This is a genomic window from Streptomyces pinistramenti (assembly GCF_020564935.1).
GTDB lineage: Bacteria > Actinomycetota > Actinomycetes > Streptomycetales > Streptomycetaceae > Streptomyces > Streptomyces pinistramenti.
The window spans coordinates 88,363-113,246 of record NZ_JAJCXB010000008.1; the positions used below are offsets into that span (position 1 = coordinate 88,363).

Below are 24,884 nucleotides of genomic sequence, written 5' to 3' on the forward strand. Positions count from 1 at the left end.
GCGGGGATTACCGCCGGGTGCGCCGGATCACCAGGGTCGTGGGTACGCACCGGTGCCATGCGTGTCTGCTCCATCCTCGTGGACAACACGGAACACCCCGCGGCCGGTATCCTGACTCCCGGATCAGCGCCCGTCCTCGTGCCTTCCCGACGCTGACGCGTCAGTGGCGTGTCCTGCGAGGACGAACTTCCCGGTCACAGTGGCGGGACCGCGCCGGATTCACACCGGCTTCCCTGCACCGCGGGCTTGTCCATGAACATATAGTTGGACGTCCTAGTAAGTCCACCCCCCCCTGGCGATCCCGGCGGCCCGCATACCCCCGGACGGCCGACGGGCCGAGCTGTGTCCGGCGCGGCCCGCCCCCGTCCGCCCTCCGTCCCTCAACTCCGCAGCCGCAGCCGGCAGATCGCCGCGTCCGTGTCGCGTCGTACGGCACGGGCGACCACCGCGCCGCGCTGGTTGTGCAGCATCCGCTGCCACGGCCGCGCCGGTTCGGTCTCCGGGATCAGGACGGTGATCCGGGCAGCGGGGTGGGCGGCGCCCAGGTCCCTGACGTACGCCGCGATGGGGCGGCCCAGGTCGCGGCGGTCCGAGTACAGGCGGAGCAGCGGGACGCCGGGGTTCCAGCGCGCCCAGTCCCGTTCCAGGACCGCGGTCCCGGCCCGGTCCTCTGCGTCGGTGTGGGCGACCGTCACGGCGTACACCTCGTCGCCCAGCGAGACGGCGGCGGACAGCGCGTCGCGGGTGAGGCGGGTCAGCGAGGAGACCGGCACGACCACCAACGAGCGCTCCCGGCACGGCAGTGCGGGGATCCGGCCGACGCCGATCCGCTCACCGATCCGGTCGTAGGCGCGGCGGACCAGCGCGAAGACCGCCACCAGGCAGGGCAGGGCGAGGACGATCAGCCAGGCGCCGTCGGGGAGTTTGGTGGCGGTGACGACGACGGCGCTGACGCCGGTGAGCAGGGCGCCGAACCCGTTCAGCGCCGCCTTGCCGGCCCACCGCGGGCCGCGCACCCGCTGCCAGTGGCGGACCATGCCGGCCTGGGCGAGGGTGAAGCCGACGAACACGCCGATCGCGAAGAGCGGTACGAGGGTGCGGGTGTCGCCGCCGGACAGCACCAGCAGCCCGGCGGCGGCCAGTGCCAGGGCGAGGACGCCGTGCCGGTGCACCTGCCGGTCCGCGCGCAGGCCGAAGACGTGCGGCAGGTAGTGGTCACGCGCGAGCAGCTTCAGCAGCACCGGCAGCCCGCCGAAGGACGTGTTCGCGGACAGCGCGAGCAGCGCGGTGGTCGCGAACTGGACGATGTAGAAAGCCGTGTGGTGCCCCAGTGACGCGTCCGCGAGCTGCGCGAGTACGGTGACGCCCTCGGCCGGCTGGAGCGAGAAACGGGAGATCAGTACGGACAGGCCGAGCAGCATCACGCCCAGCAGCGCCCCGAGCGCGGCCTCGGCGCGGCGGGCCCTGCGGGCGGCCGGCGCGCGAAAGGACGGCACGGCGTTGGCGATGGCCTCCACGCCGGTCAGCGCCGAACAGCCGGAGGCGAACGCCTTCAGCAGGAGCAGGGCGCCGACCGATGCCGCGTCGCCGGTGAGCACCGGCGCATGGCCCGCGGCCGACGACGTGCTCACCGGGTGGCTGCGGAACAGGCCGACGACGATCAGCACCAGGATCGAGCCGACGAAGACGGCGGTGGGCAGGACGAAGGCGCGCGCCGAATCGGCGATGCCGCGCAGGTTCAGCGCGGTGATGACCGCGAGCACGGCGAGGCAGAGCCACTGCCTGTCGTTGTACAGGGCCGGAAAGGCGGAGGTCAGGGCCGCGACACCGGCGGTGACGGCCACCGCGGCATTGAGCACGTAGTCGAGGACGAGCGAGGCGGCGGCCACCAGGCCGGCCCGGGGTCCGAGGTACGCCGTGGCGACCGCGTAACTGCCGCCGCCGTCCGGGAACGCCGCGATGACCTGCCGGTAGGAGGCCACCAGCACCGCGAGGAGGACGACGATCGCGAGGGTGACCGGCAGCGTGAAGCCGAGTCCGCGGGCACCCGCAGCGGCCAGGACCAAGGCGATGGCCTCGGGCCCGTACGCCACCGAGGCCATCGCGTCGAGGGAGAGCGCCGCCAGGCCGGTGACCGCGGTGAGCCGGTGCCGCGCGCCCGGATCGGCGGCGGGCGCGGTGCGGTCCGCCGCCACGGCGGGCGGCGGCAACGGCGGGACGGGGCGCGGCGGTTCGGGATCGGGCGGCGGCACGGTCTTGGTGGTCGGCACGGACATCGGGCGGGGCTCCTTCACTGCGGGTCGGCCCCAGCGTGTGCCGGGCCGCGGCACCGGAACACGGACCCTTGCGGATTCTTGGCGCGCGAGGGCGCCGCCTTCACGCATTCCTGACGCACCCCAGCCGCCCGACCTGCGCGAAACGCGCGTGACCTGGGTTTCCGCCCGCGCCTCTCGCCGAGGCACGGCTACTCCCGATGGCCGCCGCGCGCTGGCCCGCTCCGTGCGCCTCGGGCAGCGTGGGACTCCCTGACGGCGCGATGAGCAGCCGGGCCCCGGTGAGGAGCGGCGATGCACGAACGCCTGGCGCCGCGTCCGCTGCGACCCGCGGGCCCGGCCGGGCAGCGCTCCCGGGCCGCCCGCGTCGCACCGTGGCCGGCCGCGGTCGCCGTAGCCTTCGCCCTGGTCCAACTGGCCTTCGTGGTACCGGGTTCGGGGCTCGGCTGGGACGAGACGGTCTATGTCAGCCAGGTCGGCCACCACGCGCCCGCCGCGTTCTTCAGCGCGCCCCGCGCCCGCGGCATCTCCTATCTGGTGGCGCCGTTGGCCGCCCTGACCACGTCGACGGCCGTGCTGCGGGTCTACCTCGTCGTGCTGTCGTCGGCCGGTCTTTTCGGTGCCCTGTGGGTCTGGCGGAAGGTCTTCGCCCCGCCGGTACTCGCCTGCGCCGGCGCCCTGTTCGCCGGGCTGTGGCCCACCCTGTTCTACGGCTCGGCGGCCATGCCGAACCTCTGGTGCGCCCTGGGGGCGCTGGCCGGTGTCGGCTTCCTGGTACGCGCCTGTGACGGTCCCGGCGACCGGGCGGCGCCCGTCGGGGTGGCCGGGTCCGTGGCCGTGGTGACACTGATGCGGCCCGCCGACGGGCTGTGGCTGGCCCTGCCGGCCGCCGTCGCCGTCCTCCTGATGCCCGGCCTGCGCCGCCCGGCGCTGGGTGTCGCGCTCCCTGCCGGGCTGCTGGTGGGCGGCGCGTCCTGGGTCGTGGAGGCGTACACGCGGTACGGGGGCCTGGGCGCGCGGCTGCACCGGGCCAGTGAGATCCAGGGCGGCCTCGGCTGGCACTTCGCCGTCGACGACCAGGTCAGGGCGCTGGCCGGGCGCACTCTGTGCCGGCCCTGTGACGTGCCGTGGGACGCGCCTCACACCGCCGTGTGGTGGTGCGCGCTGCCGGTGCTGGCGGCCGGCGGGGTGCTGGCCGGGGTCCGGGCGCACCGGACGGCGGCCGTCGTGCTGCCCTGCGCGGTGGCGGCCGCCCTGGCCTTCCCCTACCTGTTCCTGATCGGCTACGCCGCGCCCCGGTTCCTGCTGCCGGTCTATGCGCTGCTGGCGCTGCCGGTCGCGGTCTGCGTAGTGCACCTGTGCACCGCAGCGGGCCGGCCGGTGCGCCGGACGGTGTCCTGCGTGGTGCTCGCCGTCGCGCTGGCCGGGCATCTCGGCGTGCAGTTCCAGGTGCTCAGCCGCGTCGCGTCCGGCGGCCGCTCCACGGGCCGTGCCTACACGCAGGCGGCCTCGGCGCTGCACCGGCTCGGGCTCCGGGCGCCGTGCACGCTCAGTGGTGAGCACGCCGTGCCCCTCGCGTATTACACCGGCTGCGCCTCCCGCCAGACCGACGGCCACGACATGAGCAGCACGCCGGCCGGACTTGCGGCCGTCGCACGCCGGATGCCGGTCGCCGTGATCGCTCCGGCGGGGGGCCGGCCGCCGCCGTTCGCCCGCGCCTGGCGGCCGGTGGACCTGCCGCGGCTGCCAGGTCCCGTCGGTGCGTACCGCGCGTATCTGCCGCCGGATCCGGCCCGGCGCTGAGCCCGCCCGGCGACGCACTGCGCCGAACGGCTGCCGGTGCCAGACTTGAGGAACTGCGCCCGGCCGCCGGCCGGTGCCCCCGTGAGCGAGGGGGAGTTCCATGACCTGGGCATCCTGGACCACCGTCGGGATTCACGCGCAACCCGGCGTGGTGCGCACCGTGGAGGCCGGCGTGATCGAAGGCGACCTGACCCTGCACACGACGTGGTCGGACGGGCTGGCGCACGTAGCCGTGCAGTTCACGGGCGCGACGGACTGGTTCACGATGGCGGGCAGCCCCGTGCCGTGCCCTTCGGAGGAGGCCAGCCGCACGTTCCACCAGGACGTCGTCGAGGCGATACGCGGCGGCGAGGACGCCGGTCCCACACTCCGCCGGCTCTTCGGGCAGTGAGGTCGGCGGCCCGGCGCGCGGCTCAGCCGGCGGGCTCGCGCAGCGGGGGCACGGCCGGGACTTCGATGGCGTTGTCGATGTCGGCGCGGGTCATCTTGAAGCGGTCGGGATAGGCGTCGCGGCGGGTGCGCCGGGCGGGTTCGCTGGTGCGCCACATGTAGAGGCACTGCCGGCACTGGAGAACGTCCCAGGCGCCGGGCACGGGTGAGGTGAAGACGTTCTCGACGGCCGGGTGCGCGCAGCGCGGACAGACCGTGGTGGGTGCGGACATGGTGCTGCTTCCTTGCGTGAGGAGGGGCGGACGGGTGGTGGCTGCCGGGGCGTTCAGCGGCCGGCGGCGAGCTGCTGGAGCCGTTCCAGCCAGGCCGCGGTCTCCGGCAGGTCGTGGACCTGGTTGCCGTAGTTGCCGCGGCGGTCGGGGGCCACGGGTGTGGTGGCGTCGATGACGAGCTTGTCGACGATGCCGGGTGCCGCTGCCTGCGGGGCCAGTTCCAGGACGGGCAGGTTGGGGATCTGGATGAGGTCGCCCGCGGGGTTCATCTTGGTGGACAGGGCCCACATCACCTGGGGCAGGTTGAAGGGGTCCACGTCCTCGTCGACGACGATGACGGTGGCGGCGTAGCCCAGGCCGTGCGGGGTGGTCAGCACCCGCATGCCGACGGCCTTGGCGAAGCCGCCGTAGCGCTTCTTGGTGGAGACGATGACGACGAGACCGTGCGTGTACATCGCATTGACCGCCTGGACCTCGGGGAAGTCCTTCTTGAGCTGCTGGTACAGCGGCACGCAGGTGCTGGCGGCTATCAGATGGTCTACCTCGGTCCAGGGCATACCGAGGTAGAGGTGCTCGAAGACCGGCCTGCTGCGGTGGGAAATCCGGTCGATGCGGATGACGGTCATGCTGCGGCCGCCGGAGTAGTGCCCGGTGAACTCGCCGAACGGGCCCTCGATTTCGCGCTTGCGGCCCTCGATGACGCCTTCGATGACGACCTCGCTCCCCCACGGCACGGGCAGGCCGGTCAGCGGGGCCGCGGTGACGGGCGCGGGCGCCCCGCGCAGTGCGCCGGCCAGTTCGTACTCGTTCTCGTCGTACTTCATCGGGGTGGACGCGACGATGGAGATGACCGGGTCGTTGCCGATGGTGATCGCGACCGGCAGGTCTTCGCCGGCTTCCTCGGCCTTGTGCAGGTGCTGGGCGATGTCGTGCATCGGGACCGGCTGGAGGGCCAGCCGGCGCCTGCCCTTGACCTCGATGCGGTAGATCCCGACGTTCTGCTTGTCGCTGTTGCCGGGGTCGTCGGGGTCCTTGGAGACGACGGCGGCCTTGTCGATGTAGAAACCGCCGTCGCCGTCGTTGAGGCGGATCAGCGGGAGGACCTGGAAGATGTCGGCCTCGTCGCCGTCCATGGTGTTCTCGGCCCACGGCGGGTCGTCGCGCCGTTCGGGCTTGACGGGGAAGTCCGCCCAGCGGCGGATGAAGGCGTCGACCTGGTCCTTGGTGCCGGTCTCCTTGGGCAGGCCGAGGGCGAGGGCGTGATTGGCCCAGGAGCCGTGCACGTTCATGGCGATCCGGGCGTCGGTGAAGCCGGTGACGCGGTCGAAGTAGAGCGCGGGGGCGCTCTCGCCCATGCGTGCGGCGGCGTTCGCCGCGGCGGCGATGTCGGGCTCGGGCATCACCTCGTCGGTGACGTGCAGCAACTGGCCCTCCTTGTCGAGGGTTTCGAGGAAGCTGCGGAGATCGTCGAAGGCCATGGGTGCTCCGTGTGTGTGGGGGGGGGGCGGGGGTTCGCACCGCCGGGGTCAGGCCGCGGGCCTGCTGTCGCGGGCGGCGCGCAGGCCGGCCCAGCGGACGGCGGCGGGCGCCGGGAGGTCGAACTGGTCGAGGATCCGGGCCGTGATGTGGTCGACGATGTCGTCCACGGATGCCGGGTGGTGGTAGAAGGCGGGCATCGGCGGGACCATCTGCACGCCCATCCGGGAGAGCGCCAGCATGTTTTCCAGGTGGATCTCGCTGAGCGGCGTCTCCCGCGGTACGAGGACGAGCCTGCGGCGTTCCTTGAGGGTCACATCGGCCGCGCGGGCGACAAGACCGTCGGCGTAGCCGGCCCGGATGCCGGCCAGCGTCTTCATGGAGCAGGGCGCGATGACCATCCCGTCGGTCCGGAACGAGCCGGAGGAGAGGGTGGCGCCCTGGTCATCCGGCGGGTGCACCTCGTCGGCCAGCTCCCCCACCTCGCGCGCCGAAAGGCCGGTCTCCAGCTCGATGGTGGTGCGGGCCCAGCGGGAGAGGACAAGATGCGTCTCGACGCCGGGCAGCTCCCGCAGGTTCTCCAGCAGGCGGATGCCGAACACCGCACCCGTCGCACCTGTCATGCCTACGATCAGTCGCACAGCGGTCAGCTCCTCCGGGGAAGGGGAAAGGGAGCGCCGCACCATTTCGGTCAGCGCGGCTCCACGGCAGAGTCCGGCCGGCCGGGCACCTACGGCCCCTGACCGGTCCTGCCGTTCTCCACGCTAGGTTCGGTTCCGGCCGGTGGAGCCGTACGCTGAAGACACGCCATGGACAGAAACGGACAACACACCGACGTCACGGAACTCCCCTACCGGTCCGCCGCCGGAGCCCCGCCGGGGGCCGAGGTGCTCGGCTTCTCCGGGCTGCTCGCCCGCGCGCGCGGGCACGGCGTCGATCCGTACGCGCCCAAACGGCCGGGCTTCCACGAATTGATCACCGTGCGGTCCGGCACGCTGCGCTGCGCCGTGGACTTCACCGAACACGAGCTGACCGAGGGCAGCTGGCTGTGGGTGCGCCCCGGCCAGATCCACCAGTACCGCTCCGACCTCTCCGACGCCGAGGGCACCGTCGTGCTCTTCCTGCCCGGCTTCCTCAACTCCGCCGTCGTGGAAGCCGCCCGCGTCGACCAGCACCCCTGGCAGCGCCCGGTGGCCCCCACCGGAGCCGACGGGCAGGCCGTGCGGAGCGTCCTTGCGCTGCTGGAGAGCGAATACCGGCGGCCGGCCGCACTGCCCCTTGAAGTGCACATCGAGGTCGTCCGGCATCTGCTCGCCGTACTGGTGCTGCGGCTGGCCCATCTGTACGGCGGCCGGGCCGACAACGAAGCGGGCAGCGCGGCGTTCCGCGGCTTCCGGCGGGCGGTGGAGCGCGACTTCACCCGCACCCACCGCGTGGAGGACTACGCCGCCGGGCTCGGCTACAGCGTCCGCACCCTGACCCGGGCGACCCGGGCCACCGCGGGCTGCGGCGCCAAGCAGTTCATCGACGACCGGATCCTGCTGGAGGCCAAGCGCCTGCTGGTGCACACCGATCTGCCCGCGACCGCCATCGGCGAGCGGCTCGGCTTCCCGGGCGCCACGGTGTTCACCAAGTTCTTCCGCCGCCGCTCCGGCGAGACGCCCGCGGCCTTCCGCACCCGCGCCTCGGGCACCCGGCCTTGAGGGCGGCGGGGGCCCCGCCTTGTACGGGGCCGCCGGGCGGGGCGTTCACCGCCCCCGCAGGTCCTTGATGCGGCGAATCTTGCCGACCGACCGCTCCAGCGTTTCGGGGTCGACGACCGTCACCTCGACCGTGACCCCCACACCGTCCTTGACGTCCTTGCCGATCGCCCCGGCCGCTTCGGCACGCCGATCGGCCCCGGTGCCGGGGCGGGCCTCGACGAAGAGGGTCATGTGGTCCATGCGGCCGCGCCGGCTCAGCTGCACCTGGAAGTGCGGGGCGACATCGGGGGTGCGGAGCACGATCTCCTCGATCTGGCTGGGGAAGACGTTCACCCCGCGCAGGATGATCATGTCGTCGCAGCGGCCGGTGACCTTCTCCATCCGGCGGAAGGCGGGGCGGACCGTGCCGGGCAGCAACCGGGTCAGGTCGTGCGTGCGGTAACGGATGACCGGCAGCGCCTCCTTGGTGAGGGAGGTGAAGACCAGCTCGCCGCTCTCACCGCCGGCCAGCACGTGGTCCGCGAGCGGGTCGACGATCTCCGGGTAGAAGTGGTCCTCCCAGATGTGCAGCCCGTCCTTGGTGTCCACGCATTCCTGCGCCACCCCGGGGCCGCAGACCTCGGAGAGGCCGTAGATGTCCACGGCATGGATGTCCATCCCGTCCTCGATCTCGCGGCGCATGCTCTCGGTCCAGGGCTCGGCGCCGAAGATGCCGATCTTGAGGGAGCTGTCGCGCGGATCGACGCCCTGGCGCTCGAACTCGTCGAGGAGGGTGAGCATGTAGGACGGCGTGACCATGATGACCTCGGGCCGGAAGTCCCGGATGATCTGCACCTGCCGGGCGGTCATTCCGCCGGACGCGGGGATCACCGTGCAGCCGGCCCGCTCTGCACCGTAGTGGGCGCCGAGCCCGCCGGTGAACAGGCCGTAGCCGTAGGAGATGTGCACCTTGTCGCCGGGGCGGCAGCCGGCGGCGCGAAGGGAGCGGGCGATCACGTCGGCCCACATCGACAGGTCGTTGTCGGTGTAGCCCACGACGGTGGGCGCTCCGGTGGTGCCGCTGGATGCGTGGATGCGGCGGACGTCGGACATCGGGACGGCGAACATCCCGAAGGGGTAGGTGTCGCGCAGGTCGGCCTTGGTGGTGAACGGGAAGCGGGCCAGATCCTCCAGGGTGCGGCAGTCGTCGGGCCGCACGCCGGCCCGGTCGAACTTCTTGCGGTACAGCTCGACGTTGTCGTACGCGTGCCGCAGCGTCCAGCGGAGCTGCCTGAGCTGGTGGTCCCGCAGCTCCGGCGCGGACATCCGCTCCCCGTCGTCCAGCAGTGCGTCCGGGAGCGGCTCCCCACGACGGGATCCCCCGGCCGCCGGGACCGTCAGTTCGCTGCTCATCGCGGCTCCTTCGTCTTCGTGCTTCGGATACTGCGGCTGCGGCCGCGGAATTCCGCAATCAGTTCGTCCCCGCGCCGGATGCTCACGTCGTAGATCCCGCTGCGGCCGTACCGGGTGCGCTCCACCGCGGTCGCCTGCAGTTCGTCTCCCTCGTGCGCGGGGGCGACGAAGTCGATGTCGGCGGCGGCCGCGACGGTCACCGGGCCGTGGCTGTTGCAGGCGCAGGCGAACGCGGTGTCGGCGAACAGGAACAGATAACCGCCGTGGGCGGTCCCGTGCCCGTTGACCATGGCGGAAGTGACGGTCATCCGGAGCACGGCGGTCCCTTCGCCGTGCTCCACCAGCGCGATGCCGAGCCCTTGGGACGCCTGGTCGTCCGCGAACATCCGCTCCACCGGGCCGGCTGCCGCTTCCGTGGCTTGCCACACGTTATCCACCGCCTCATCCACCGCCTTGTGCACCGACCGAACATTCGGTTAGCGTGCGGCTCAGTCAAGTAATCAAGCTTCACCGCTGCCTGTCAAGAGGTGGAACAGATGCCCCGGAAAGCCCCCGAGTGCCCGGACTCCTCCGCCCGCCACCGCGCGCTGCCGGAAGCGGCCGTCGCCGCCGGATCCTTCCCGCACAGCCTTCCGCAGGGCATCGCCCATCAGCCCCGCACGGGCAGCCGGCACCGCGAAGACACCCCGCCCGACGCCGAGTTGAGACCCCTGGAGGCCGACGTGCACCCGGCGCAGCATCTCACCGGCGGCGGCTTCGTCAACCGGCCCGCCGCCTTCAGCAACTCTCACGACAAGGAGGGCAGCAATGCCTGACGAGGTCTACCTCATCGACGGGGCCCGCACCCCGCAGGGCCGCTTCGGAGGTGCCCTGGCCTCCGTACGCCCCGACGACCTGGCGGCCCTGGTGGTGGGCGAGGCGGTACGGCGCTCGGGGATACCCGCCGACGCCGTGGACGAGGTGATCCTCGGCGCGGCGAACCAGGCCGGCGAGGACAACCGCGATGTGGCGCGGATGGCCGTGCTTCTGGCGGGGCTGCCGCACACAGTGCCCGGCTACACCGTCAACCGGCTGTGCGCATCGGGACTGACCGCGGTGGCATCGGCGGCCCAGGCGGTGCGGGCCGGCGAGGCCGAACTGGTCGTCGCGGGCGGCGTGGAGTCGATGACCCGCGCCCCGTGGGTCATCGAGAAGCCGGGCACCCCGTGGGCGAAGCCGGGCGAGGTGCAGGACACCTCGCTGGGCTGGCGTTTCACCAACCCCCGCTTCGCTGCCGCCGACCGCGCGGTCCCCGCGGGCAGCGGCCCGGAGACGGTGAAGGTGACGCTGTCGATGGGTGAGACGGCCGAGGAGGTCGCCGCGCTCGACGGCATCGGCCGCGCCGCGTCCGACGCCTTCGCGCTGCGCAGTCACCGTCGCGCCGTCGCCGCCCAGGAGGCGGGCCGGTTCGACCGCGAGATCGTGCCGGTCCCGGTGAAGAACGGCGTGGTGGACCGCGACGAGGGCCCGCGGCCCGCGACAACGCTGGAGAAGCTCGGCGGGCTGCGCACGATCTTCCGCAAGGACGGCATCGTCACGGCGGGTTCGGCATCGCCGCTGTCCGACGGTGCCGCCGCCCTGGTCGTGGCGAGCGCCGCCGCGGTGGAGCGGCACGGGCTCACCCCGCGGGCCCGGATCGTCACCTCCGCGTCGGCCGGAGTGCAGCCCCATCTCATGGGTCTGGGCCCGGTCCCCGCCACAGAGAAGGCGCTGGCCCGCGCCGGGTGGACGACCGGCGAGCTGGAGGCGGTCGAGCTGAACGAGGCATTCGCCGCGCAGGCCCTCGCGGTGATCGGCCGGCTCCGGCTCGACGACGCGACGGTCAATGCCGACGGCGGCGCCATCGCGCTCGGCCACCCGCTGGGCTGCTCCGGCGCCCGGATCCTGCTCACACTGCTCGGGCGGCTGGAACGCGAGGACGCACGCCGGGGTCTGGCCACCTTGTGCGTCGGTGTGGGCCAGGGCGCGGCCATGCTGGTGGAGCGGGTATGACCGAGCCCACGTACGAGACACTGCTGGTCGAGGAGCGCACCGACCGGGTCGTCGTCACCCTGCACCGCCCCGGGGCACGCAACGCCATCAGCGGGCAGATGATCAACGAGCTGCACTCCGTGTGCGAGCTGCTGGAACGCGATCCGAAGCTGTTGCTGCTGACCGGCCACGGCGGGGTCTTCGCGGGCGGCGCCGACATCGCCGAACTGCTGCGCCGCGGCCGGGAGGAGGCCCTGCGGGGCATCAACAGCCGGCTGTTCGAGCGGGTGCGCAGGCTGCCGATGCCGACGGTGGCGGCCGTCGACGGCTGGGCGCTGGGCGGCGGCGCCGAGCTGGCGTACGCCTGCGACATCCGGATCGCGGGGTCCGACGCGGTGTTCGGCAATCCGGAGCCTGGGCTCGGCATCCTGGCCGCCGCCGGCGCGTGCTGGCGGCTACCGGAGCTGGTCGGCGAGTCGGTCGCCAAGCAGGTCCTGCTCGCCGGGCGGAATCTCGACGCGCAGGCCGCGCTGGTCGCGGGTCTGGTGATCGACGTCGTGCCGGCACCGCAACTGTCCGACGCGGCACATGCGTTGCTGGACCGGATGGCCCGCTCGTCGGCCGCGGCCCTGCGGCTGACGAAGCTGGTGACCGACTCCCCGGGCGCCCACCCGATAGCCGACGATCTGGCCCAGGCCGTGCTGTTCGAGGGCCAGGACAAGAAGGACCGGATGACAGCCTTCCTGGAGAAGAGGAACCGAGCATGACCACCACCGCATCCCCCTCCGCGCCCGCCGCCGTCGGCGTGATCGGCGGCGGCCGTATGGGCGCCGGCATCGCGCAGTCTTTCGCGGCGGCCGGCTCGTCCGTGACCGTCGTGGAGAGCGGCGGCGAGGCCGCGGCCGCGGCCCTGGAACGGGTGGCCGGCGGGCTGCGCCGGGCCGCCGAACGCGGCAAGCTCGGCGGGTCCGTCGAGGAGATCCTGAACCGCGTCACCCTCACGGACTCGATCGGCGGGCTGCCGGCCGATGCCGACCTGGTCGTCGAGGCCGTGCCGGAGGACGCCGCGCTCAAGGCCGGCGTGCTCGCCGCGGCCGAGCGGGCGGTGGGCAGTACGGCGGTGCTGGCCACCAACACCAGTTCCCTGTCGGTCACCGAACTGGCCGCTGCCCTGACCCGACCCGGCCGCTTCCTGGGCATGCACTTCTTCAACCCCGTACCGGCCTCCGCCCTCGTCGAGATCGTCGTCGCGCCGGGTACCGACGCCGGGGTGGTGGAAACCGCGCTGAACTGGACGCAGGCACTCGGCAAGAAGGACGTCGTCGTCAAGGACTCCCCCGGCTTCGCCAGCAGCCGCCTCGGCCTGGCGCTCGGCCTGGAGGCGATCCGCATGGTCGAGGACGGCGTGGCATCGGCCGAGGCCATCGACGACGCCATGAGCCTGGGGTACAAGCACCCGATGGGGCCGCTGCGCCTGACGGACCTGGTCGGGCTCGATGTCCGGCTGGCCATCGCGGAGTATCTGCACGCCACGCTCGGTGAGCGCTTCGCGCCGCCGCAGCTGCTCCGGGACAAGGTCACCCGCGGTGAGCTGGGGCGGAAGACGGGCCAGGGCTTCTACGTGTGGGAGTGAGCGCGGCGGCGGTCTCCGGGCCCGCCGCCGGAGTGCATCCGGGCAGACCACGGCGATCTGCCGGCGAATCCCCGAAAGGGCTTGCCCGATCAACGGAAACTCGTCAGAATATGAACCGAACGAATGGTCGGTAGGGAAGCTGGTATCGATGACCACGACACACTCCGCCCCGTCGGCCACCGACGGCGCCGAGCAGCAGCTCCAAGAGCAATTCGACGCCTCGATCGCCAAGGACCAGCGGATCGAACCGCGGGACTGGATGCCGGACGGCTACCGCAAGACGCTGATCCGGCAGATCGCGCAGCACGCGCACTCCGAGATCATCGGCATGCAGCCCGAGGGCGAGTGGATCACCCGTGCGCCCTCGCTGCGCCGTAAAGCCATCCTCTTCGCGAAGGTCCAGGACGAGGCGGGCCACGGCCTGTATCTGTACTCCGCGGCCGAGACGCTGGGCGCCGACCGCGCAGATCTGACCGAGCGGCTGATCGAGGGCCGCCAGAAATACTCGTCGATCTTCAACTACCCGACACCGAGCTTCGCCGACGTCGGCGTGATCGGCTGGTTCGTGGACGGCGCCGCGATCTGCAACCAGGTGCCGCTGTGCCGCAGTTCGTACGGCCCCTACGCCCGCTCGATGGTGCGGATCTGCAAGGAGGAGTCGTTCCACCAGCGGCAGGGTTACGAACTGCTGCTGACGATGATGCGTGGCACCGAAGCCCAGCGCGCGATGGTCCAGGACGCGGTGGACCGCTGGTGGTGGCCGTCGCTGATGATGTTCGGCCCGCCCGACGGCGACTCCCCCAACTCCGCCGCGTCGATGGCCTGGAAGATCAAGCGGCACACCAACGACGAGCTGCGCCAGCGCTTCGTCGACATGACCGTCCCGCAGGCCGCCAAGCTCGGCGTGACCCTGCCGGACCCCGAACTGCGCTGGAACGACGAGCGCGGACGGCACGACTTCGGCACCCCCGACTGGTCCGAACTCCAGCGCGTGATCAAGGGGGACGGACCGTGCAACGCCGAACGCATCACGCGGCGCCGGACCGCCCACGAGGAAGGCGCCTGGGTGCGCGAGGCGGCCAGCGCCCACGCGGCGAAGACCGCCGCCCGCATTCCGGACGCCCCGCAGACCCAGGAAGGAACGGCGGCATGAGCAACACCGACGACTCGAAGGCCGGCTGGCCGCTGTACGAGGTGTTCGTCCGCGGCAAGCGCGGCCTGAACCACGTCCACGTCGGCTCGCTGCACGCCGCCGACGACCGGATGGCGCTCACGCACGCCCGCGACCTCTACACCCGGCGCAATGAAGGCGTCAGCATCTGGGTCGTGCCGTCCGTGCACATAGCGGCCTCCACCCGCGACGAGAAGGATCCCTTCTTCGCGCCCAGCGCCGACAAGGTCTACCGCCACCCCACCTTCTACGACATACCCGAAGACGTCCCGCACATCTAGGAACAGGAGGAGCGACATGACTGACGTCACCGACGACCACGTCTACCTGTCCCTGGCCGAGGGACACGGCGAGAGCGACGCCCGCTGGGCGTTCGGCACCGGCTTCGAGGACCCGCTGCATGGCGTCGACACCTCCGTGCCCGCCGGGACCGACGCCGTCGAACTGGCCGCCGCCTGCACCGCGCTCGGGGACGACGCCCTGGTCGGCGCGCAGCGTCTGGCCGAGTGGTGCACCCGCGCCCCCGAGCTGGAGGAAGAGGTCGCGCTCGCCAACATCGGACTCGATCTGCTCGGCCAGGCACGGCTGTTGTACGCACGGGCGGGCCAAGTGGACGGCTCCGGCCGGAACGAGGACGCCTTCGCCTACTTCCGGGACGCGGCCGCCTTCCGCAATGTCCGGCTCGCGGAACTGCCCAACGGGGACTTCGCCTTCTCCACCGTCCGGTTGCTGATCCTGTCGTCCTGGCGGCTGGCGCTCCTCACCCGCCTCGCCGGCTCCGCGGCGGATCCGGTACTCGCCGCCATCGCGGCCAAGGGCGTCAAGGAGCTGACGTACCACCGCCAGTACGCCGCGGACTGGACGGTGCGGCTCGGCGACGGCACCGAGGAGTCGCACCGCAGGATGCGTACCGCGCTCGACGCGGTCTCGCCGTACGTGGATGAACTCTTCGCGTCCCGCCCGGTGTCGGGGATCGGCCCGGCGGACCTGCGGGACGAGGTGACCGGTGTCCTGCGGCAGGTCTTCGACGCCGCGGGCCTCGCCCTGCCCGCCGCCGCACCGCTTCCCGGGTACGGCCGGGCGGGCGACCACACCGCGCATCTGGCGCCGCTGCTCGCCGAACTGCAGAGCGTGGCCCGCGCCCACCCCGAAGGAGCGTGGTGACGATGCCCACCGTCGCGCCGCTCACCGACGCACGCCGGGCCCGGCACCTCGCCGAGCAGGTGCCCGACCCGGAGCTGCCGATGCTCACCCTGGCCGATCTCGGCGTCCTGCGCGACGTCGAGGTGGCCGCGGACGGCACCGTCACGGCCAGCCTGACCCCGACCTATTCGGGCTGCCCTGCGATGGCCGAGATGCGCGCCGACGTCGCCTCCCGGCTGCATGCCGCAGGCTTCGCACAGGTGGAGATCCGCACGGTCCTGGATCCGCCGTGGACCAGCGACTGGATCACCCCCGCGGGCCGCCGCAAGCTGGCCGAGCACGGCATAGCGCCGCCCGGAGCCGCGCCGCGGCACACCTCCGGGCCGGTGCCCCTGGAGCTGTCCGCCGTCCGGCACGCCGTGCCCTGCCCGCGCTGCGGATCCTCGGACACCCAGGAGACCTCGCGGTTCGCCGCCACCTCCTGCAAGGCCCTGTGGCGCTGCCGCAGTTGCCTTGAGCCTTTCGAGTACGTCAAGGAGATCTGATGGCCCCGACCTCGTCCGAGCTCGCCGAGCAGCCGGCGCCCGACGCCAGGGGCGTGGCCCCCGCCGCCCAGGCCCCCGTGCCCGCGCGGGCCCGTCGCCGCCCGGCGTTCCACACCCTGCGGGTCGCCGCGGTCCAGCCGCTGTGCGAGGACGCCGCGGCGATCAGCTTCGACGTGCCCGACGAGCTGGCCGAGGAGTTCGCGTTCCGGCCCGGCCAGTCGCTCACCCTGCGCCGCGAGATCGAGGGCCGCGACGAACGCCGGTCGTACTCCATCTGCTCCCCGGTGGGCGCCCGCCTGCGGATCGGGGTCCGGGTCGTGCCCGGCGGGCTGTTCTCGTCCTGGCTGGTGCAGGACGTGCGCCCCGGTGACGCCGTCGAAGTGATGGCCCCGACGGGTGTCTTCACCCCGGATCTGTCCCGGCCGGGGCACCACGTCCTGATCGCCGCGGGCTCGGGCATCACCCCGATGGTCTCCATCGCCGAGTCGGTGCTGGCCGCCGACTCCCGCTCCCAGGTCACCCTGTTCTACGGCAACCGCCGTACGGACACGGTGATGTTCGCCGACGAACTGGCCGACCTCAAGGACCTGCACCACTCCCGCTTCCAGCTCGGTCACGTCCTCTCCCGCGAACCCCGCGAGGCCGACCTGCTCTCCGGCCGGCTGGATGCCGAGCGGCTGGCCGCCCTCGTCGACGGCCTCGTCGACGTGCCGTCCGCCGACCACTGGTGGCTGTGCGGCCCGCACGGCATGGTCCGCGACGCCCAGCAGGTCCTGGCCGGTCTCGGTGTCCCCGACGAGCGGGTCCACCAGGAACTCTTCTTCGCCGACGACGAGCCGATTCATACCGTTCACCATGAGGAGGCGGTGGCCGAAGGCCCGGTCAGCCAGGTCACCATCACCCTCGACGGCCGCTCCACCACCTCCGCGCTCCCCCGCACCAGCACGCTCCTCGACGGCGCCTCCCGCATACGCCCTGACATGCCCTTCGCCTGCAAGGGCGGGGTCTGCGGCACCTGCCGTGCCCTGGTCACCGACGGCAAGGCCGACATGCGCCGCAATTACGCACTCGAAACCGCCGAGGTCGACGCCGGCTACGTCCTGACCTGCCAGACGTTCCCGGTCTCCGACGACCTCACCGTCGACTTCGACAGCTGAGCCCCGGCGCCCGCCCGGCCGGCAGGTCGTATGCGTCCGTCCCAGGGCGGGACCTTCGGCCCCTGCCGGTCGGCGCCGCCGTCGTCCGAGAGTGAAGGGGTACGGGGGCGGCCGACGGACACGGCGGAGGCAGGCCATGACGAAGACGGCGGAGTGGAAGGTTCGGCTGTACCTCTTCGAGGAGGACGGCACGACCAGGGCGCGCGCGGTGCTGGACACCGGAACCGCCTCGCTCACCGGGCACGGCACCGCCCGGTGCAGCCCCGAGGACGTCGACATCCCGGAGATCGGCGACGAGCTGGCGGTCGCCCGTGCGATGCGGGATCTGGCCGGGCGGCTCATCCAGGTCGCCGACCGGGATCTGGCCTGTGCCGGTGCCGCGCCCCCCGAACGCCCGCGGCGGGCGGCGTACGGCTGGACCGACGCCATGGCCTGAGCCCGGAAGCGGGCCGATGGCCCTGGCTGGACCGGAGCCCGGCCCCCAGCGGCGGGCTCCGGTGGCGGGCCCTGGGACGACGGCCGGTGCGGCAGCCCCGAGCGGCGGGCTCCGGACGACCGCCTCGGGGCGGAAGGGCTGTCCGGTGCAGCGTCCGGCCCGCGAAGTGGCCCCATGTGGCCCTGGTCCCGGGGGCCGAACCGCCCATCACCTGCCGTCGGCGGCGGTGCCAGGCTGAGGACGGTTGCCGGTCGGGATCCTGCCGGTCGACGACGAGTCCGAGCGTCAAGGAGCGAGAACAGGGAGCGAGATATGGCTACGCATACGGGGGCCGGTCACGCGGATACCAACGGCGACCGGTCCACACGAATCGCGGTAACCGGCTGGACCGCCTTCGCCTCCGCCCTGATGATCTTCGGCGGCATCATGGCGATCCTGGAGGGCATCTCGGCCCTCGCCAAGGACAAGGTGTTCGTCGCGACGAACAACTACACGTTCCAGTTCAGCCTGAGCAGTTGGGGCTGGATCCACCTCATCCTCGGCATCGTGATCGCGCTGGCCGGCTTCGCCCTGCTCAGCGGGGCGCTGTGGGCGCGGGCCGTCGGGGTCGTCCTCGCCGGCATCGCCATGATCGCGAACTTCCTGTGGCTTCCGTACTTCCCGCTCTGGGCCCTCGCGCTGATCGCGGTGAACGGATTCGTGATCTGGGCCCTGTGCACGAGCAACCGGGACACACTGACCCGGTGACCCGGTGACCCCGGTGATCCCCGGGCCCGCTCGCCGCAGCTCACCGGTCTTCCGACGGCCACCCGCACCCGGCCGCCGTCCTCCGGCCGCCGTCGGCCTCCCAAGATGCCCCCACGCCCCCGACGGCTACCGTGGAGAACAGGTCCCCGCCCGCAGTGCGGGGTCGCGGCGGAGGCGTGGTGGGCGACGACGGATCGGATCGCGGCGGTGACACCCGGCGGCGGCTGGACGCGCTGCCGGAAGATCTCAAGGAACGCCTGGACGCCGTGCGCCAAGGCGGCCGGTCCTCCCCTCTGCTGCTCGAAGCTGTGCTTTCGGTGGGCGGCGCACTGGAACTGCCGCAGGTACTGCGGCGCATCGTCGAAGCCGCCGTCGTCGTGGTCGACGCCGAGTACGGGGCGCTTGGCGTGGTCGGCGAAGGCACCCGGCTCACCCGGTTCCTGCCGGTCGGCGTCACGGACGAGCAGGAACGGACCATCGGTCACCCGCCGGCCGGGCACGGCATCCTGGGCGAACTGATCCGGCACCCCGAGCCGCTGCGGCTCGCGGAGCTGTCCGAGCACCCCGCGTCGTACGGATTCCCGCCCCACCACCCGCCGATGCGCTCCTTCCTGGGAGTGCCGATCCGGGTGCGTGACGAGGTGTTCGGCAACCTCTATCTCACCGAGAAGCGCGGCGGCGGGGAGTTCGACGCGGAGGACGAGACGGTGCTCGCGACGCTCGCGGTGGCCGCCGGTGTGGCCATCGAGAACGCCCGCCTGTACGAGGAGGCCCGCTACCGCCAGCAGTGGCTCCAGGCCAACGGCGAGATCGTCGCGAGTCTGCTGCCCGGCAGCCGGCTGCCGGGCGCCGACGACATGGACGTGCTGGAACTGATCGTCGATCATGCGCAGCGCATTCTCGGCGCCGATCTGGGCGTACTGGCGCTGCCCGCCGGGCCGGAGACGCTGCACGTGGTGCTGGCGTCCGGTGTCTGCGCGGCGGCGCACCGCGGCCTCGACCTGCCGCGCGAGGGTTCGTTCGTCGGCGCGGCGCTCGACGCGGGCCGGCCGCTGATCAGCGTCGACGTGGAGCACGACGGCCGGATCACGGCGGGTCCTGCGCTCTGGGCGGGTCTTGGGCCTGCCGTCGCGGTGCCGATGATCACCGGGGAGCGGGCGCGAGGTGTGCTGCTGCTGGCGCGGGTCCGGGGGCGCGATCCGTTCACCGAGCCGGAGACCGCGCCGCTGCTGACGTTCGCGGGGCAGGCGGCGCTCGCGAGGGAACTGGCCGAGCAGCGCCGGTCGGACGAGCAGCTCGCACTGCTGAAGGACCGCGACCGGATCGCCCGCGATCTGCACGATCTGGCCATCCAGCGCCTCTTCGCCACCGGTATGACGTTGCAGAGCACGGTGCGGTTCGTGGATCACCCGGAGGCGAGCGAGCGGCTGCTGCGGGCGGTGGACGATCTCGACGAGACGATCAAAATCATCCGGTCGACGATTTTCGGCCTGCGCGCACACCCGTCGGGCCGCTCCGGGCACGGGCTGCGGGTGCGTACCGTCACCGCCGTCGAACAGGCGGCGCGCACGCTGGGGTTCACGCCGTCCCTCCGGATGGCGGGTCTGATCGACACCGAGGTACCGGCGGGCCTCGCCGATCATGTGGTGGCGGTGCTCGGTGAGGCCCTGAGCAATGCCGCGCGGCATGCGCACGCCACATCGGTGGACATCTCGCTGATCGTCCGCGCCGGTACGCTGCGGCTGCGCGTCAGGGACAACGGGGTGGGCATCCCGCAGGACGTCCGGCCCGGCGGACTGGCCAATCTCGCCAAGCGCGCCGAAAGCGCGGGCGGCTCCATGACCGCCGTGGCCCGAAAGCAGGGCGGCACCCAACTGGAGTGGCAGGTTCCGCTCGCACCGCCGTGAAACCGGCCCGAGACCATCACCGTGAAACCGGCCCGTCGAGCACAGCCGTGAGACCGCCCCCGCGGCGTCACATCCGGTGCGGGCCGCCCTCGGTCACGGCGGGCGGGGCCACCTGGGTGGCGAGGACCGCCGCCTGGATCCGGCGCTCCACACCGAGCTTCGCCAGCAGCCGGGAGATGTGGTTCTTGACGGTTTTCTCGGACAGGTAGAGCCGCTTGCCGATCTCGCGGTTGGTCAGTCCCTCACCGATCAGGTCGAGGATCTCCCGCTCGCGCGGCGACAGCGCGGACAGTACGTCCGTCTCCGGGCCGGCCTCGGGGCCCTCGCCGCGCAGGCTGTTCATCAGCCGTGACGTGGTCGCCGGGTCGAGCATGGAACGGCCGGACGCCACCGTGCGCACCGCTGCGACCAGGTCCGATCCCTTGATCTCCTTGAGTACGTAGCCGGCCGCGCCCGCCATGATCGCGTCCAGCAGCGCCTCGTCGTCATCGAAGGAGGTGAGCATCAGGCAGGCGAGCCCCGGCATCCGCGAGCGCAGCTCCCGGCAGACGCTGATCCCGTCGCCGTCCGGCAGCCGTACGTCCAGCACGGCGATGTCCGGGCGCAGGGCGGGGCCTCGGGCCAGTGCGTGATCCGCGGTGCCGGCGTCGCCGACCACCGCGATGTCGGGCTCCGCGTCCAGGAGGTCCTGCACACCGCGCCGGACCACTTCATGGTCGTCGAGCAGGAACACCCGGATCGGCCTCTGCGGTGAGAATGCGCCTGCGTCGCCCATGGTGCCCTCCGCACGGTGATCACACTCGTCCGCCTTCATCCCCTGTCCGCCTTCATCGTCGCCCGCGCTCCCGCGGGCGTGCCAGGGCCGAACGGGCCCCGCCCGGCACGCGCCCGCGCTCCCGGCCCCCTCGGCTCCCGTCACCGCGTTCAGTCCTCGTCGGCTCCGCTGCCCTGCGGCCCGTAGAGGTCCAGCAGGCGGGCCCGGGTGCGGTGCAGCCGGTCGGCGACGGTCTCGGCGACGTAGCGGTACACGGCGCGGCCGAGCACGGGGTCGGCGTCGCAGAGCGCGCGGACGTGCGCGGCATCGAATTCCTCCGCCTGCACCGGGAGGACGGCCTCCCCGCCCAGGTGCCAGATGCTCGGCGGGAACAGCCAGGACCAGCCGACCAGTTCGCCCTGTCCTAGCCTCTCGACGACCAGCGCGCGACGCCCGGGAACGTGCAGGTCGAGGGCGACCTGGCCGCTGCGGATGACCCAGAAGCGGTCCGCCCTGAGGCCCTCTTCGAAGAGCCGGGTGCCACGCGGCAGGGTCACCTCGTGCGCCGTCTCGGCCAGCCGCTCCTGTGTCCCGGCGGGCATCGCGTCGATCAAGCTTCCGATCATGGGCTCCTCATCCTCCGTCCGGGACGGCCGACGGACCGGCCGCGGCCATCGGGGCGGCCACGCCATCGGGTCGGGCCGACGGTTGCACTCCGGCGCCGGTCTTGACGATATGTACAGTTTTGCCGGAATGCTCCGGATGGGCCCGTCCACGACAGCAGACCCCGCCCGGCAGGCCGCCCGTACCGTGCCGCCCGGACCGCTCCGCCTCCCCCGGCGACGCGCCGGTTGCCGCGAGTCGTGATGCCATGGGAGGCAGCCCCTGATGAAGGGATCCGGCCATGGCCGCCACGCCGTCCCTGGCCGCGTGTCTGCAATCCGTGCGGGCCGTGGTCTTCGACACCGACGGGGTCATCACCGACTCCGCCCGGGTACACGCGGCCGCCTGGCAGGTCGCGTTCGACGCCGCGCTGGCCGCCGCCGGCGGGCAGCGGCCCTTCGACCCGGTGGACGACTACCTGCGGTATGTCGACGGCCGCACGCGGGAGGACGGCGCGGCCGCGTTCCTGGCCTCCCGCGGGATCCGTCTGCCACCCGGCGATCCCTCCGACGCCCCCGGCCCGGACACCGTGTGGGCGGTCGCCGCCCGCAAGGAGGAGCTGTTCACCTCGGCGCTGCGCACGCAGGGCATCGATGCCCTGCCCGGCACGGTGCGCCTGCTGCACGTCCTGCGGAGCGAGGGCGTGCCGTGCGCCGCCGTCTCGGCTTCCCGCCATGCGACCGAGCTGCTGTCCACCGCCGATGTCCTCGGCCTGTTCCGGACGGTGGTGGACGGCAAGGAGGCGCGACGGCTGAGCCTTCCCGGCAAGCCGGATCCGGCGCTCTTCCTGGAGGCGGCCCGGCGCCTCGGCCCGCAGCCCGCTGACACCGCGGTGGTGGAGGACGCGCTGGCCGGCGTCGAGGCCGGCAGGCGCGGCGGCTTCGGCCTGGTGGTGGGCGTGGACCGGACCGCCGACCGCGTCGGCGCCGCGGGCCTGCGCCGCAGCGGCGCCGATGTCGTCGTGACCGACCCGGGCGAACTGCTGGTCTCCGGGGGCGGCTGATGCCGGGCGGCTGGTCCTGGTCGTACGAGGGTTACGATCCGGCGGCGGAGCGGCTGCGCGAGTCGCTGTGCGCGCTGGGCAACGGCTACTTCATGACGCGCGGCGCGGCCTCCGAGTCACCGCCGGGTCCTGCGCACGCTCCCGGCACCTACGCCGCCGGCTGCTACAACCGGCTGGTCTCGACCGTCGCCGGCCGTCAGGTCGAGAACGAGGACATGGTCAATCTGCCCAACTGGCTGCCGGTGCGCTACCGGATGTGCCCCGAAGGCGCGGCTCCGGGCCCCTGGCTCTCCCCCGACCATCCGCAGCTGACGCAGCACCGCCAGAGCCTGGACCTGCGGCACGGCACCCTGACCCGGTGGTCGGTCTACCAGGACGCGGAGGGCCGCCGGCTGCGCGTCGAGCAGTGCCGCCTGGTGCACATGGGCGACCCTCATCTGGCCGCGCTGCGCACGGCGTTCACACCCGAAGGGTGGTCCGGCACCGTGGAGGTGGAAGCCGGGATCGACGGGGACGTCCGCAACGACGGTGTCGCGCGCTACAGCGAACTGGCCAACCGTCACCTCACGGATACGGAAACCGGCACCGCACGCGACGACACCCTGTGGCTGCGCTGCCGCACCCGCGACTCCGACATCCGCATCGCACTGGCCGCGCGGATCACCACGTCGCCCGAGGAGGACGGCACGGCGCGGACGGCGGTCGGCCCGCAGCACGTGTCCCGTACGGTGACACCGGCCGTGCGGCCGGGCCGCACCGCGGTCGTCGGCAAGACCGTCGCGCTCTACACCTCCCGTGACCCGGCCATCGGCAATCCGCTGCGGGCCGCGATCGACGGCGCGCTGCGCGCCCCGGAGTTCCCGCGGCTGCTGGAGCTGCACCACCGTGCCTGGGAGCAGCTGTGGCAGCGGGTGAAGATCGATGTGCCGGGCAAGGCGGGCCGGATCCTGCGGCTGCACCTCTTCCACGTGCTGCAGACCCTCTCGCCGCACACCGCGGATCTCGACGTCGGGGTGCCGGCCAGGGGTCTGCACGGCGAGGCGTACCGGGGGCACGTGTTCTGGGACGAGCTGTTCGTACTCCCCTTCGTGAACCTGCACTTCCCGGAGGTCTCGCGGGCACTCCTCGGCTACCGCTACCGCCGGCTGCCCGCGGCCTGCCAGGCGGCGCAGGACTCGGGCGGGGCGGGGGCGATGTACCCGTGGCAGAGCGGCAGCGACGGCAGTGAGCAGACCCAGCGCTTCCATCTGAACCCGCGGTCCGGTCGCTGGCTGCCCGACCATTCCCACCTCCAGCACCACGTCGGCTCGGCGGTGGCGTACAACGTGTGGCGCTACTGCCGCGCGGCGGGCGACACGGAGTTCCTGCACCACCAGGGCGCCGAGATGCTGCTGCAGATCGCCCGTTTCTGGGCGACGCGGGCGCAGTGGGATCCCGCCCGTGACCGGTACCGCATCCGCGGGGTGGTCGGTCCCGACGAATATCACGACGGGTATCCGGGGGCCGCGGAGCCGGGGGTGGATGACAACGCGTACACGAACGTGACGGCGGCCTGGGTGCTGATGCGGGCCCTGGAGCTGTGCCGTGACCTGCCCGAGGCGCGGCGCGGCCTGCTGTTCGAACAACTCCAGCTGACGCCGGCCGAGCGGGAGCGCTGGGACGACGTCGCCCACCGGCTCCATGTGCCGCACCACCGGGGCATCATCAGCCAGTTCGACGGCTACGCGGATCTCGCCGAACTCGACTGGGCGGGCTACCGGAAGCGCTACGGCGACATCCGGCGGCTGGACCGGATCCTGGAGGCGGAGGGCGACTCGGTCAACGGCTACCAGGCGTCCAAGCAGGCCGACGTGCTGATGCTCGGCTACCTCCTCCCGCCGGACGAACTCTCCGGAGTCTTCCGCCAGTTGAGGTACGCCTTCGACGACGACATCTGGCGCACCACCGTCGACTACTACCTGCACCGCACCAGCCACGGCTCGACGCTCAGCGCGCTGGTCCACGCGTGGGTGCTGGCGCGGGTACGGCGCGCCGAGGCGTGGTCGTACTGCGAGGAGGCGCTGACCGGCGACGTGGCGGACGTCCAGGGCGGCACCACGGCCGAGGGCATCCATCTGGGAGCGATGGCCGGCACCCTCGACTTCGTGCAGCGCGGCATGACCGGCCTGGAGACCCGCGACCACGCCCTGTGGCTCGATCCGGCGCCGCTCCCCGAGCTGTCGACGTTCCGGGTGCGCCTCCGTTTCCGGGTGCACGGAGACGTCGAACTGCGGTTCCACGCAGGTGAGTTGACGGTTTCCGTACCCGACCCCGACAACACGGCGGTGAACGTGCGGCTCGGCGGCCGCACGTTCACCGTCGCGCCCGGGACCACCCGGCGGCTCGACCTGCCGGACGGCTGAGCCG

The 24,884-nt window shown here is 72.6% G+C and carries 25 protein-coding genes and 1 riboswitch; of the genes, 17 read left to right on the forward strand and 8 right to left on the reverse strand.

Going from position 1 to position 24,884, the window contains the following annotated elements; all coding sequences use genetic code 11:
* Positions 1–84: 84 nt before the first annotated feature.
* Positions 85–258, reverse strand: a riboswitch (cobalamin riboswitch).
* A gap of 122 nt (positions 259–380) precedes the next feature.
* Entirely contained in the window at positions 381–2,276 is a 1,896-nt protein-coding gene (locus LIU39_RS08435) for an APC family permease (RefSeq protein WP_227045955.1), read from the reverse strand.
* 291 nt (positions 2,277–2,567) lie between these two features.
* Here LIU39_RS08435 and LIU39_RS08440 point away from each other — a divergent pair, with 291 nt between their 5' ends.
* Together LIU39_RS08440 and LIU39_RS08445 are read left to right on the forward strand one after the other, a co-directional pair.
* Positions 2,568–4,076, forward strand: coding sequence for a hypothetical protein (locus LIU39_RS08440; protein ID WP_227045956.1), 1,509 nt, complete (start codon positions 2,568–2,570; stop codon positions 4,074–4,076).
* 100 nt (positions 4,077–4,176) lie between these two features.
* Positions 4,177–4,467, forward strand: coding sequence for a hypothetical protein (locus LIU39_RS08445; protein WP_227045957.1), 291 nt, complete (start codon positions 4,177–4,179; stop codon positions 4,465–4,467).
* Between the two features lie 22 nt (positions 4,468–4,489).
* Here the strand turns inward: LIU39_RS08445 and LIU39_RS08450 are convergent, their stop codons facing one another.
* Genes LIU39_RS08450 through LIU39_RS08460 form a run of 3 tightly spaced genes read right to left on the reverse strand, consistent with a single transcriptional unit; the run spans position 4,490 to position 6,855 of the window.
* Entirely contained in the window at positions 4,490–4,738 is a 249-nt protein-coding gene (locus tag LIU39_RS08450; protein ID WP_227045958.1) for a non-oxidative hydroxyarylic acid decarboxylases subunit D, read from the reverse strand.
* A 53-nt stretch (positions 4,739–4,791) separates the two neighbouring features.
* Positions 4,792–6,216, reverse strand: coding sequence for a non-oxidative hydroxyarylic acid decarboxylases subunit C (locus tag LIU39_RS08455; protein WP_227045959.1), 1,425 nt, complete (start codon positions 6,214–6,216; stop codon positions 4,792–4,794).
* A gap of 48 nt (positions 6,217–6,264) precedes the next feature.
* Positions 6,265–6,855 (reverse strand): non-oxidative hydroxyarylic acid decarboxylases subunit B, encoded by a 591-nt coding sequence (locus LIU39_RS08460; protein WP_227045960.1) that lies wholly within the window; start codon positions 6,853–6,855, stop codon positions 6,265–6,267.
* A gap of 168 nt (positions 6,856–7,023) precedes the next feature.
* On the opposite strand from LIU39_RS08460, the gene LIU39_RS08465 reads away from it, so the two are divergent.
* Positions 7,024–7,917, forward strand: coding sequence for a helix-turn-helix transcriptional regulator (locus tag LIU39_RS08465; protein WP_227045961.1), 894 nt, complete (start codon positions 7,024–7,026; stop codon positions 7,915–7,917).
* Between the two features lie 45 nt (positions 7,918–7,962).
* Here the strand turns inward: LIU39_RS08465 and paaK are convergent, their stop codons facing one another.
* Both paaK and paaI read right to left on the reverse strand, forming a co-directional pair.
* On the reverse strand, positions 7,963–9,309 hold the full coding sequence (gene paaK / locus LIU39_RS08470; RefSeq protein WP_227045962.1) for a phenylacetate--CoA ligase PaaK: 1,347 nt from the start codon (positions 9,307–9,309) through the stop codon (positions 7,963–7,965).
* Entirely contained in the window at positions 9,306–9,695 is a 390-nt protein-coding gene (gene paaI / locus LIU39_RS08475; RefSeq protein ID WP_264482554.1) for a hydroxyphenylacetyl-CoA thioesterase PaaI, read from the reverse strand. The genes paaK and paaI overlap by 4 nt, the downstream gene beginning before the upstream one ends.
* 150 nt (positions 9,696–9,845) lie before the next feature.
* On the opposite strand from paaI, the gene LIU39_RS08480 reads away from it, so the two are divergent.
* The 12 genes from LIU39_RS08480 to LIU39_RS08535 all read left to right on the forward strand — a co-directional run bounded on the left by LIU39_RS08480 (position 9,846) and on the right by LIU39_RS08535 (position 20,058).
* Complete coding sequence (locus LIU39_RS08480; protein WP_227045964.1) at positions 9,846–10,124, forward strand: hypothetical protein; 279 nt, start codon at positions 9,846–9,848, stop codon at positions 10,122–10,124.
* Positions 10,117–11,340 carry a thiolase family protein gene (locus tag LIU39_RS08485; RefSeq protein WP_227045965.1) on the forward strand — a complete coding sequence of 408 codons (1,224 nt, stop codon included), beginning with the start codon at positions 10,117–10,119 and terminating at the stop codon, positions 11,338–11,340. The genes LIU39_RS08480 and LIU39_RS08485 overlap by 8 nt, the downstream gene beginning before the upstream one ends.
* Positions 11,337–12,086, forward strand: a complete 750-nt coding sequence (locus LIU39_RS08490) for an enoyl-CoA hydratase/isomerase family protein (protein WP_227045966.1) — start codon at positions 11,337–11,339, stop codon at positions 12,084–12,086. Before LIU39_RS08485 ends, LIU39_RS08490 begins: the two co-directional genes overlap by 4 nt.
* Positions 12,083–12,952, forward strand: coding sequence for a 3-hydroxyacyl-CoA dehydrogenase family protein (locus LIU39_RS08495; RefSeq protein WP_227045967.1), 870 nt, complete (start codon positions 12,083–12,085; stop codon positions 12,950–12,952). Before LIU39_RS08490 ends, LIU39_RS08495 begins: the two co-directional genes overlap by 4 nt.
* 148 nt (positions 12,953–13,100) lie before the next feature.
* The gene (gene paaA, locus LIU39_RS08500) at positions 13,101–14,105 is read left to right on the forward strand and encodes a 1,2-phenylacetyl-CoA epoxidase subunit PaaA (RefSeq protein WP_227045968.1); all 1,005 of its coding nucleotides are present in this window, start codon (positions 13,101–13,103) and stop codon (positions 14,103–14,105) included.
* A complete protein-coding gene (paaB, locus tag LIU39_RS08505) occupies positions 14,102–14,404 on the forward strand; it encodes a 1,2-phenylacetyl-CoA epoxidase subunit PaaB (protein ID WP_227045969.1) in 303 nt (100 codons plus the stop codon). The genes paaA and paaB overlap by 4 nt, the downstream gene beginning before the upstream one ends.
* A 16-nt stretch (positions 14,405–14,420) precedes the next feature.
* Positions 14,421–15,287, forward strand: a complete 867-nt coding sequence (paaC, locus tag LIU39_RS08510; RefSeq protein ID WP_227045970.1) for a 1,2-phenylacetyl-CoA epoxidase subunit PaaC — start codon at positions 14,421–14,423, stop codon at positions 15,285–15,287.
* Between the two features lie 2 nt (positions 15,288–15,289).
* Entirely contained in the window at positions 15,290–15,811 is a 522-nt protein-coding gene (gene paaD, locus LIU39_RS08515) for a 1,2-phenylacetyl-CoA epoxidase subunit PaaD (protein WP_227046045.1), read from the forward strand.
* Positions 15,811–16,968, forward strand: coding sequence for a 1,2-phenylacetyl-CoA epoxidase subunit PaaE (gene paaE / locus LIU39_RS08520; protein WP_227045971.1), 1,158 nt, complete (start codon positions 15,811–15,813; stop codon positions 16,966–16,968). Before paaD ends, paaE begins: the two co-directional genes overlap by 1 nt.
* 136 nt (positions 16,969–17,104) lie before the next feature.
* Positions 17,105–17,404: a DUF1876 domain-containing protein gene (locus tag LIU39_RS08525; RefSeq protein WP_227045972.1), complete on the forward strand. Its 300-nt coding sequence runs from the start codon at positions 17,105–17,107 to the stop codon at positions 17,402–17,404.
* A 312-nt stretch (positions 17,405–17,716) separates the two neighbouring features.
* On the forward strand, positions 17,717–18,151 hold the full coding sequence (locus LIU39_RS08530; RefSeq protein WP_372463826.1) for a DUF7144 family membrane protein: 435 nt from the start codon (positions 17,717–17,719) through the stop codon (positions 18,149–18,151).
* A gap of 176 nt (positions 18,152–18,327) precedes the next feature.
* A complete protein-coding gene (locus tag LIU39_RS08535) occupies positions 18,328–20,058 on the forward strand; it encodes a sensor histidine kinase (RefSeq protein WP_227045973.1) in 1,731 nt (576 codons plus the stop codon).
* Between the two features lie 67 nt (positions 20,059–20,125).
* Here the strand turns inward: LIU39_RS08535 and LIU39_RS08540 are convergent, their stop codons facing one another.
* Positions 20,126–20,833, reverse strand: coding sequence for a response regulator (locus LIU39_RS08540; protein ID WP_227045974.1), 708 nt, complete (start codon positions 20,831–20,833; stop codon positions 20,126–20,128).
* Between the two features lie 149 nt (positions 20,834–20,982).
* Positions 20,983–21,438 carry a Crp/Fnr family transcriptional regulator gene (locus tag LIU39_RS08545; RefSeq protein WP_227045975.1) on the reverse strand — a complete coding sequence of 152 codons (456 nt, stop codon included), beginning with the start codon at positions 21,436–21,438 and terminating at the stop codon, positions 20,983–20,985.
* 278 nt (positions 21,439–21,716) lie between these two features.
* On the opposite strand from LIU39_RS08545, the gene LIU39_RS08550 reads away from it, so the two are divergent.
* A complete protein-coding gene (locus LIU39_RS08550; protein ID WP_227045976.1) occupies positions 21,717–22,478 on the forward strand; it encodes an HAD family hydrolase in 762 nt (253 codons plus the stop codon).
* Positions 22,478–24,880: a glycoside hydrolase family 65 protein gene (locus LIU39_RS08555; protein ID WP_227045977.1), complete on the forward strand. Its 2,403-nt coding sequence runs from the start codon at positions 22,478–22,480 to the stop codon at positions 24,878–24,880. Before LIU39_RS08550 ends, LIU39_RS08555 begins: the two co-directional genes overlap by 1 nt.
* The last annotated feature ends 4 nt before the right edge of the window (positions 24,881–24,884 follow it).

Excerpts from the sequence above, each read along its gene's own strand:
- LIU39_RS08435 (WP_227045955.1), bottom strand. The coding sequence starts at position 2,276 with ATGTCCGTGCCGACCACCAAGACCGTGCCGCCGCCCGATCCCGAACCG.
- LIU39_RS08440 (WP_227045956.1), top strand. The coding sequence starts at position 2,568 with ATGCACGAACGCCTGGCGCCGCGTCCGCTGCGACCCGCGGGCCCGGCC.
- LIU39_RS08445 (WP_227045957.1), top strand. The coding sequence starts at position 4,177 with ATGACCTGGGCATCCTGGACCACCGTCGGGATTCACGCGCAACCCGGC.
- LIU39_RS08450 (WP_227045958.1), bottom strand. The coding sequence starts at position 4,738 with ATGTCCGCACCCACCACGGTCTGTCCGCGCTGCGCGCACCCGGCCGTC.
- LIU39_RS08455 (WP_227045959.1), bottom strand. The coding sequence starts at position 6,216 with ATGGCCTTCGACGATCTCCGCAGCTTCCTCGAAACCCTCGACAAGGAG.
- LIU39_RS08465 (WP_227045961.1), top strand. The coding sequence starts at position 7,024 with ATGGACAGAAACGGACAACACACCGACGTCACGGAACTCCCCTACCGG.
- paaK (WP_227045962.1), bottom strand. The coding sequence starts at position 9,309 with ATGAGCAGCGAACTGACGGTCCCGGCGGCCGGGGGATCCCGTCGTGGG.
- paaI (WP_264482554.1), bottom strand. The coding sequence starts at position 9,695 with ATGTTCGCGGACGACCAGGCGTCCCAAGGGCTCGGCATCGCGCTGGTG.
- LIU39_RS08480 (WP_227045964.1), top strand. The coding sequence starts at position 9,846 with ATGCCCCGGAAAGCCCCCGAGTGCCCGGACTCCTCCGCCCGCCACCGC.
- LIU39_RS08485 (WP_227045965.1), top strand. The coding sequence starts at position 10,117 with ATGCCTGACGAGGTCTACCTCATCGACGGGGCCCGCACCCCGCAGGGC.
- LIU39_RS08490 (WP_227045966.1), top strand. The coding sequence starts at position 11,337 with ATGACCGAGCCCACGTACGAGACACTGCTGGTCGAGGAGCGCACCGAC.
- LIU39_RS08495 (WP_227045967.1), top strand. The coding sequence starts at position 12,083 with ATGACCACCACCGCATCCCCCTCCGCGCCCGCCGCCGTCGGCGTGATC.
- paaA (WP_227045968.1), top strand. The coding sequence starts at position 13,101 with ATGACCACGACACACTCCGCCCCGTCGGCCACCGACGGCGCCGAGCAG.
- paaB (WP_227045969.1), top strand. The coding sequence starts at position 14,102 with ATGAGCAACACCGACGACTCGAAGGCCGGCTGGCCGCTGTACGAGGTG.
- paaC (WP_227045970.1), top strand. The coding sequence starts at position 14,421 with ATGACTGACGTCACCGACGACCACGTCTACCTGTCCCTGGCCGAGGGA.
- paaD (WP_227046045.1), top strand. The coding sequence starts at position 15,290 with ATGCCCACCGTCGCGCCGCTCACCGACGCACGCCGGGCCCGGCACCTC.
- paaE (WP_227045971.1), top strand. The coding sequence starts at position 15,811 with ATGGCCCCGACCTCGTCCGAGCTCGCCGAGCAGCCGGCGCCCGACGCC.
- LIU39_RS08525 (WP_227045972.1), top strand. The coding sequence starts at position 17,105 with ATGACGAAGACGGCGGAGTGGAAGGTTCGGCTGTACCTCTTCGAGGAG.
- LIU39_RS08530 (WP_372463826.1), top strand. The coding sequence starts at position 17,717 with ATGGCTACGCATACGGGGGCCGGTCACGCGGATACCAACGGCGACCGG.
- LIU39_RS08540 (WP_227045974.1), bottom strand. The coding sequence starts at position 20,833 with ATGGGCGACGCAGGCGCATTCTCACCGCAGAGGCCGATCCGGGTGTTC.
- LIU39_RS08545 (WP_227045975.1), bottom strand. The coding sequence starts at position 21,438 with ATGATCGGAAGCTTGATCGACGCGATGCCCGCCGGGACACAGGAGCGG.
- LIU39_RS08550 (WP_227045976.1), top strand. The coding sequence starts at position 21,717 with ATGGCCGCCACGCCGTCCCTGGCCGCGTGTCTGCAATCCGTGCGGGCC.
- LIU39_RS08555 (WP_227045977.1), top strand. The coding sequence starts at position 22,478 with ATGCCGGGCGGCTGGTCCTGGTCGTACGAGGGTTACGATCCGGCGGCG.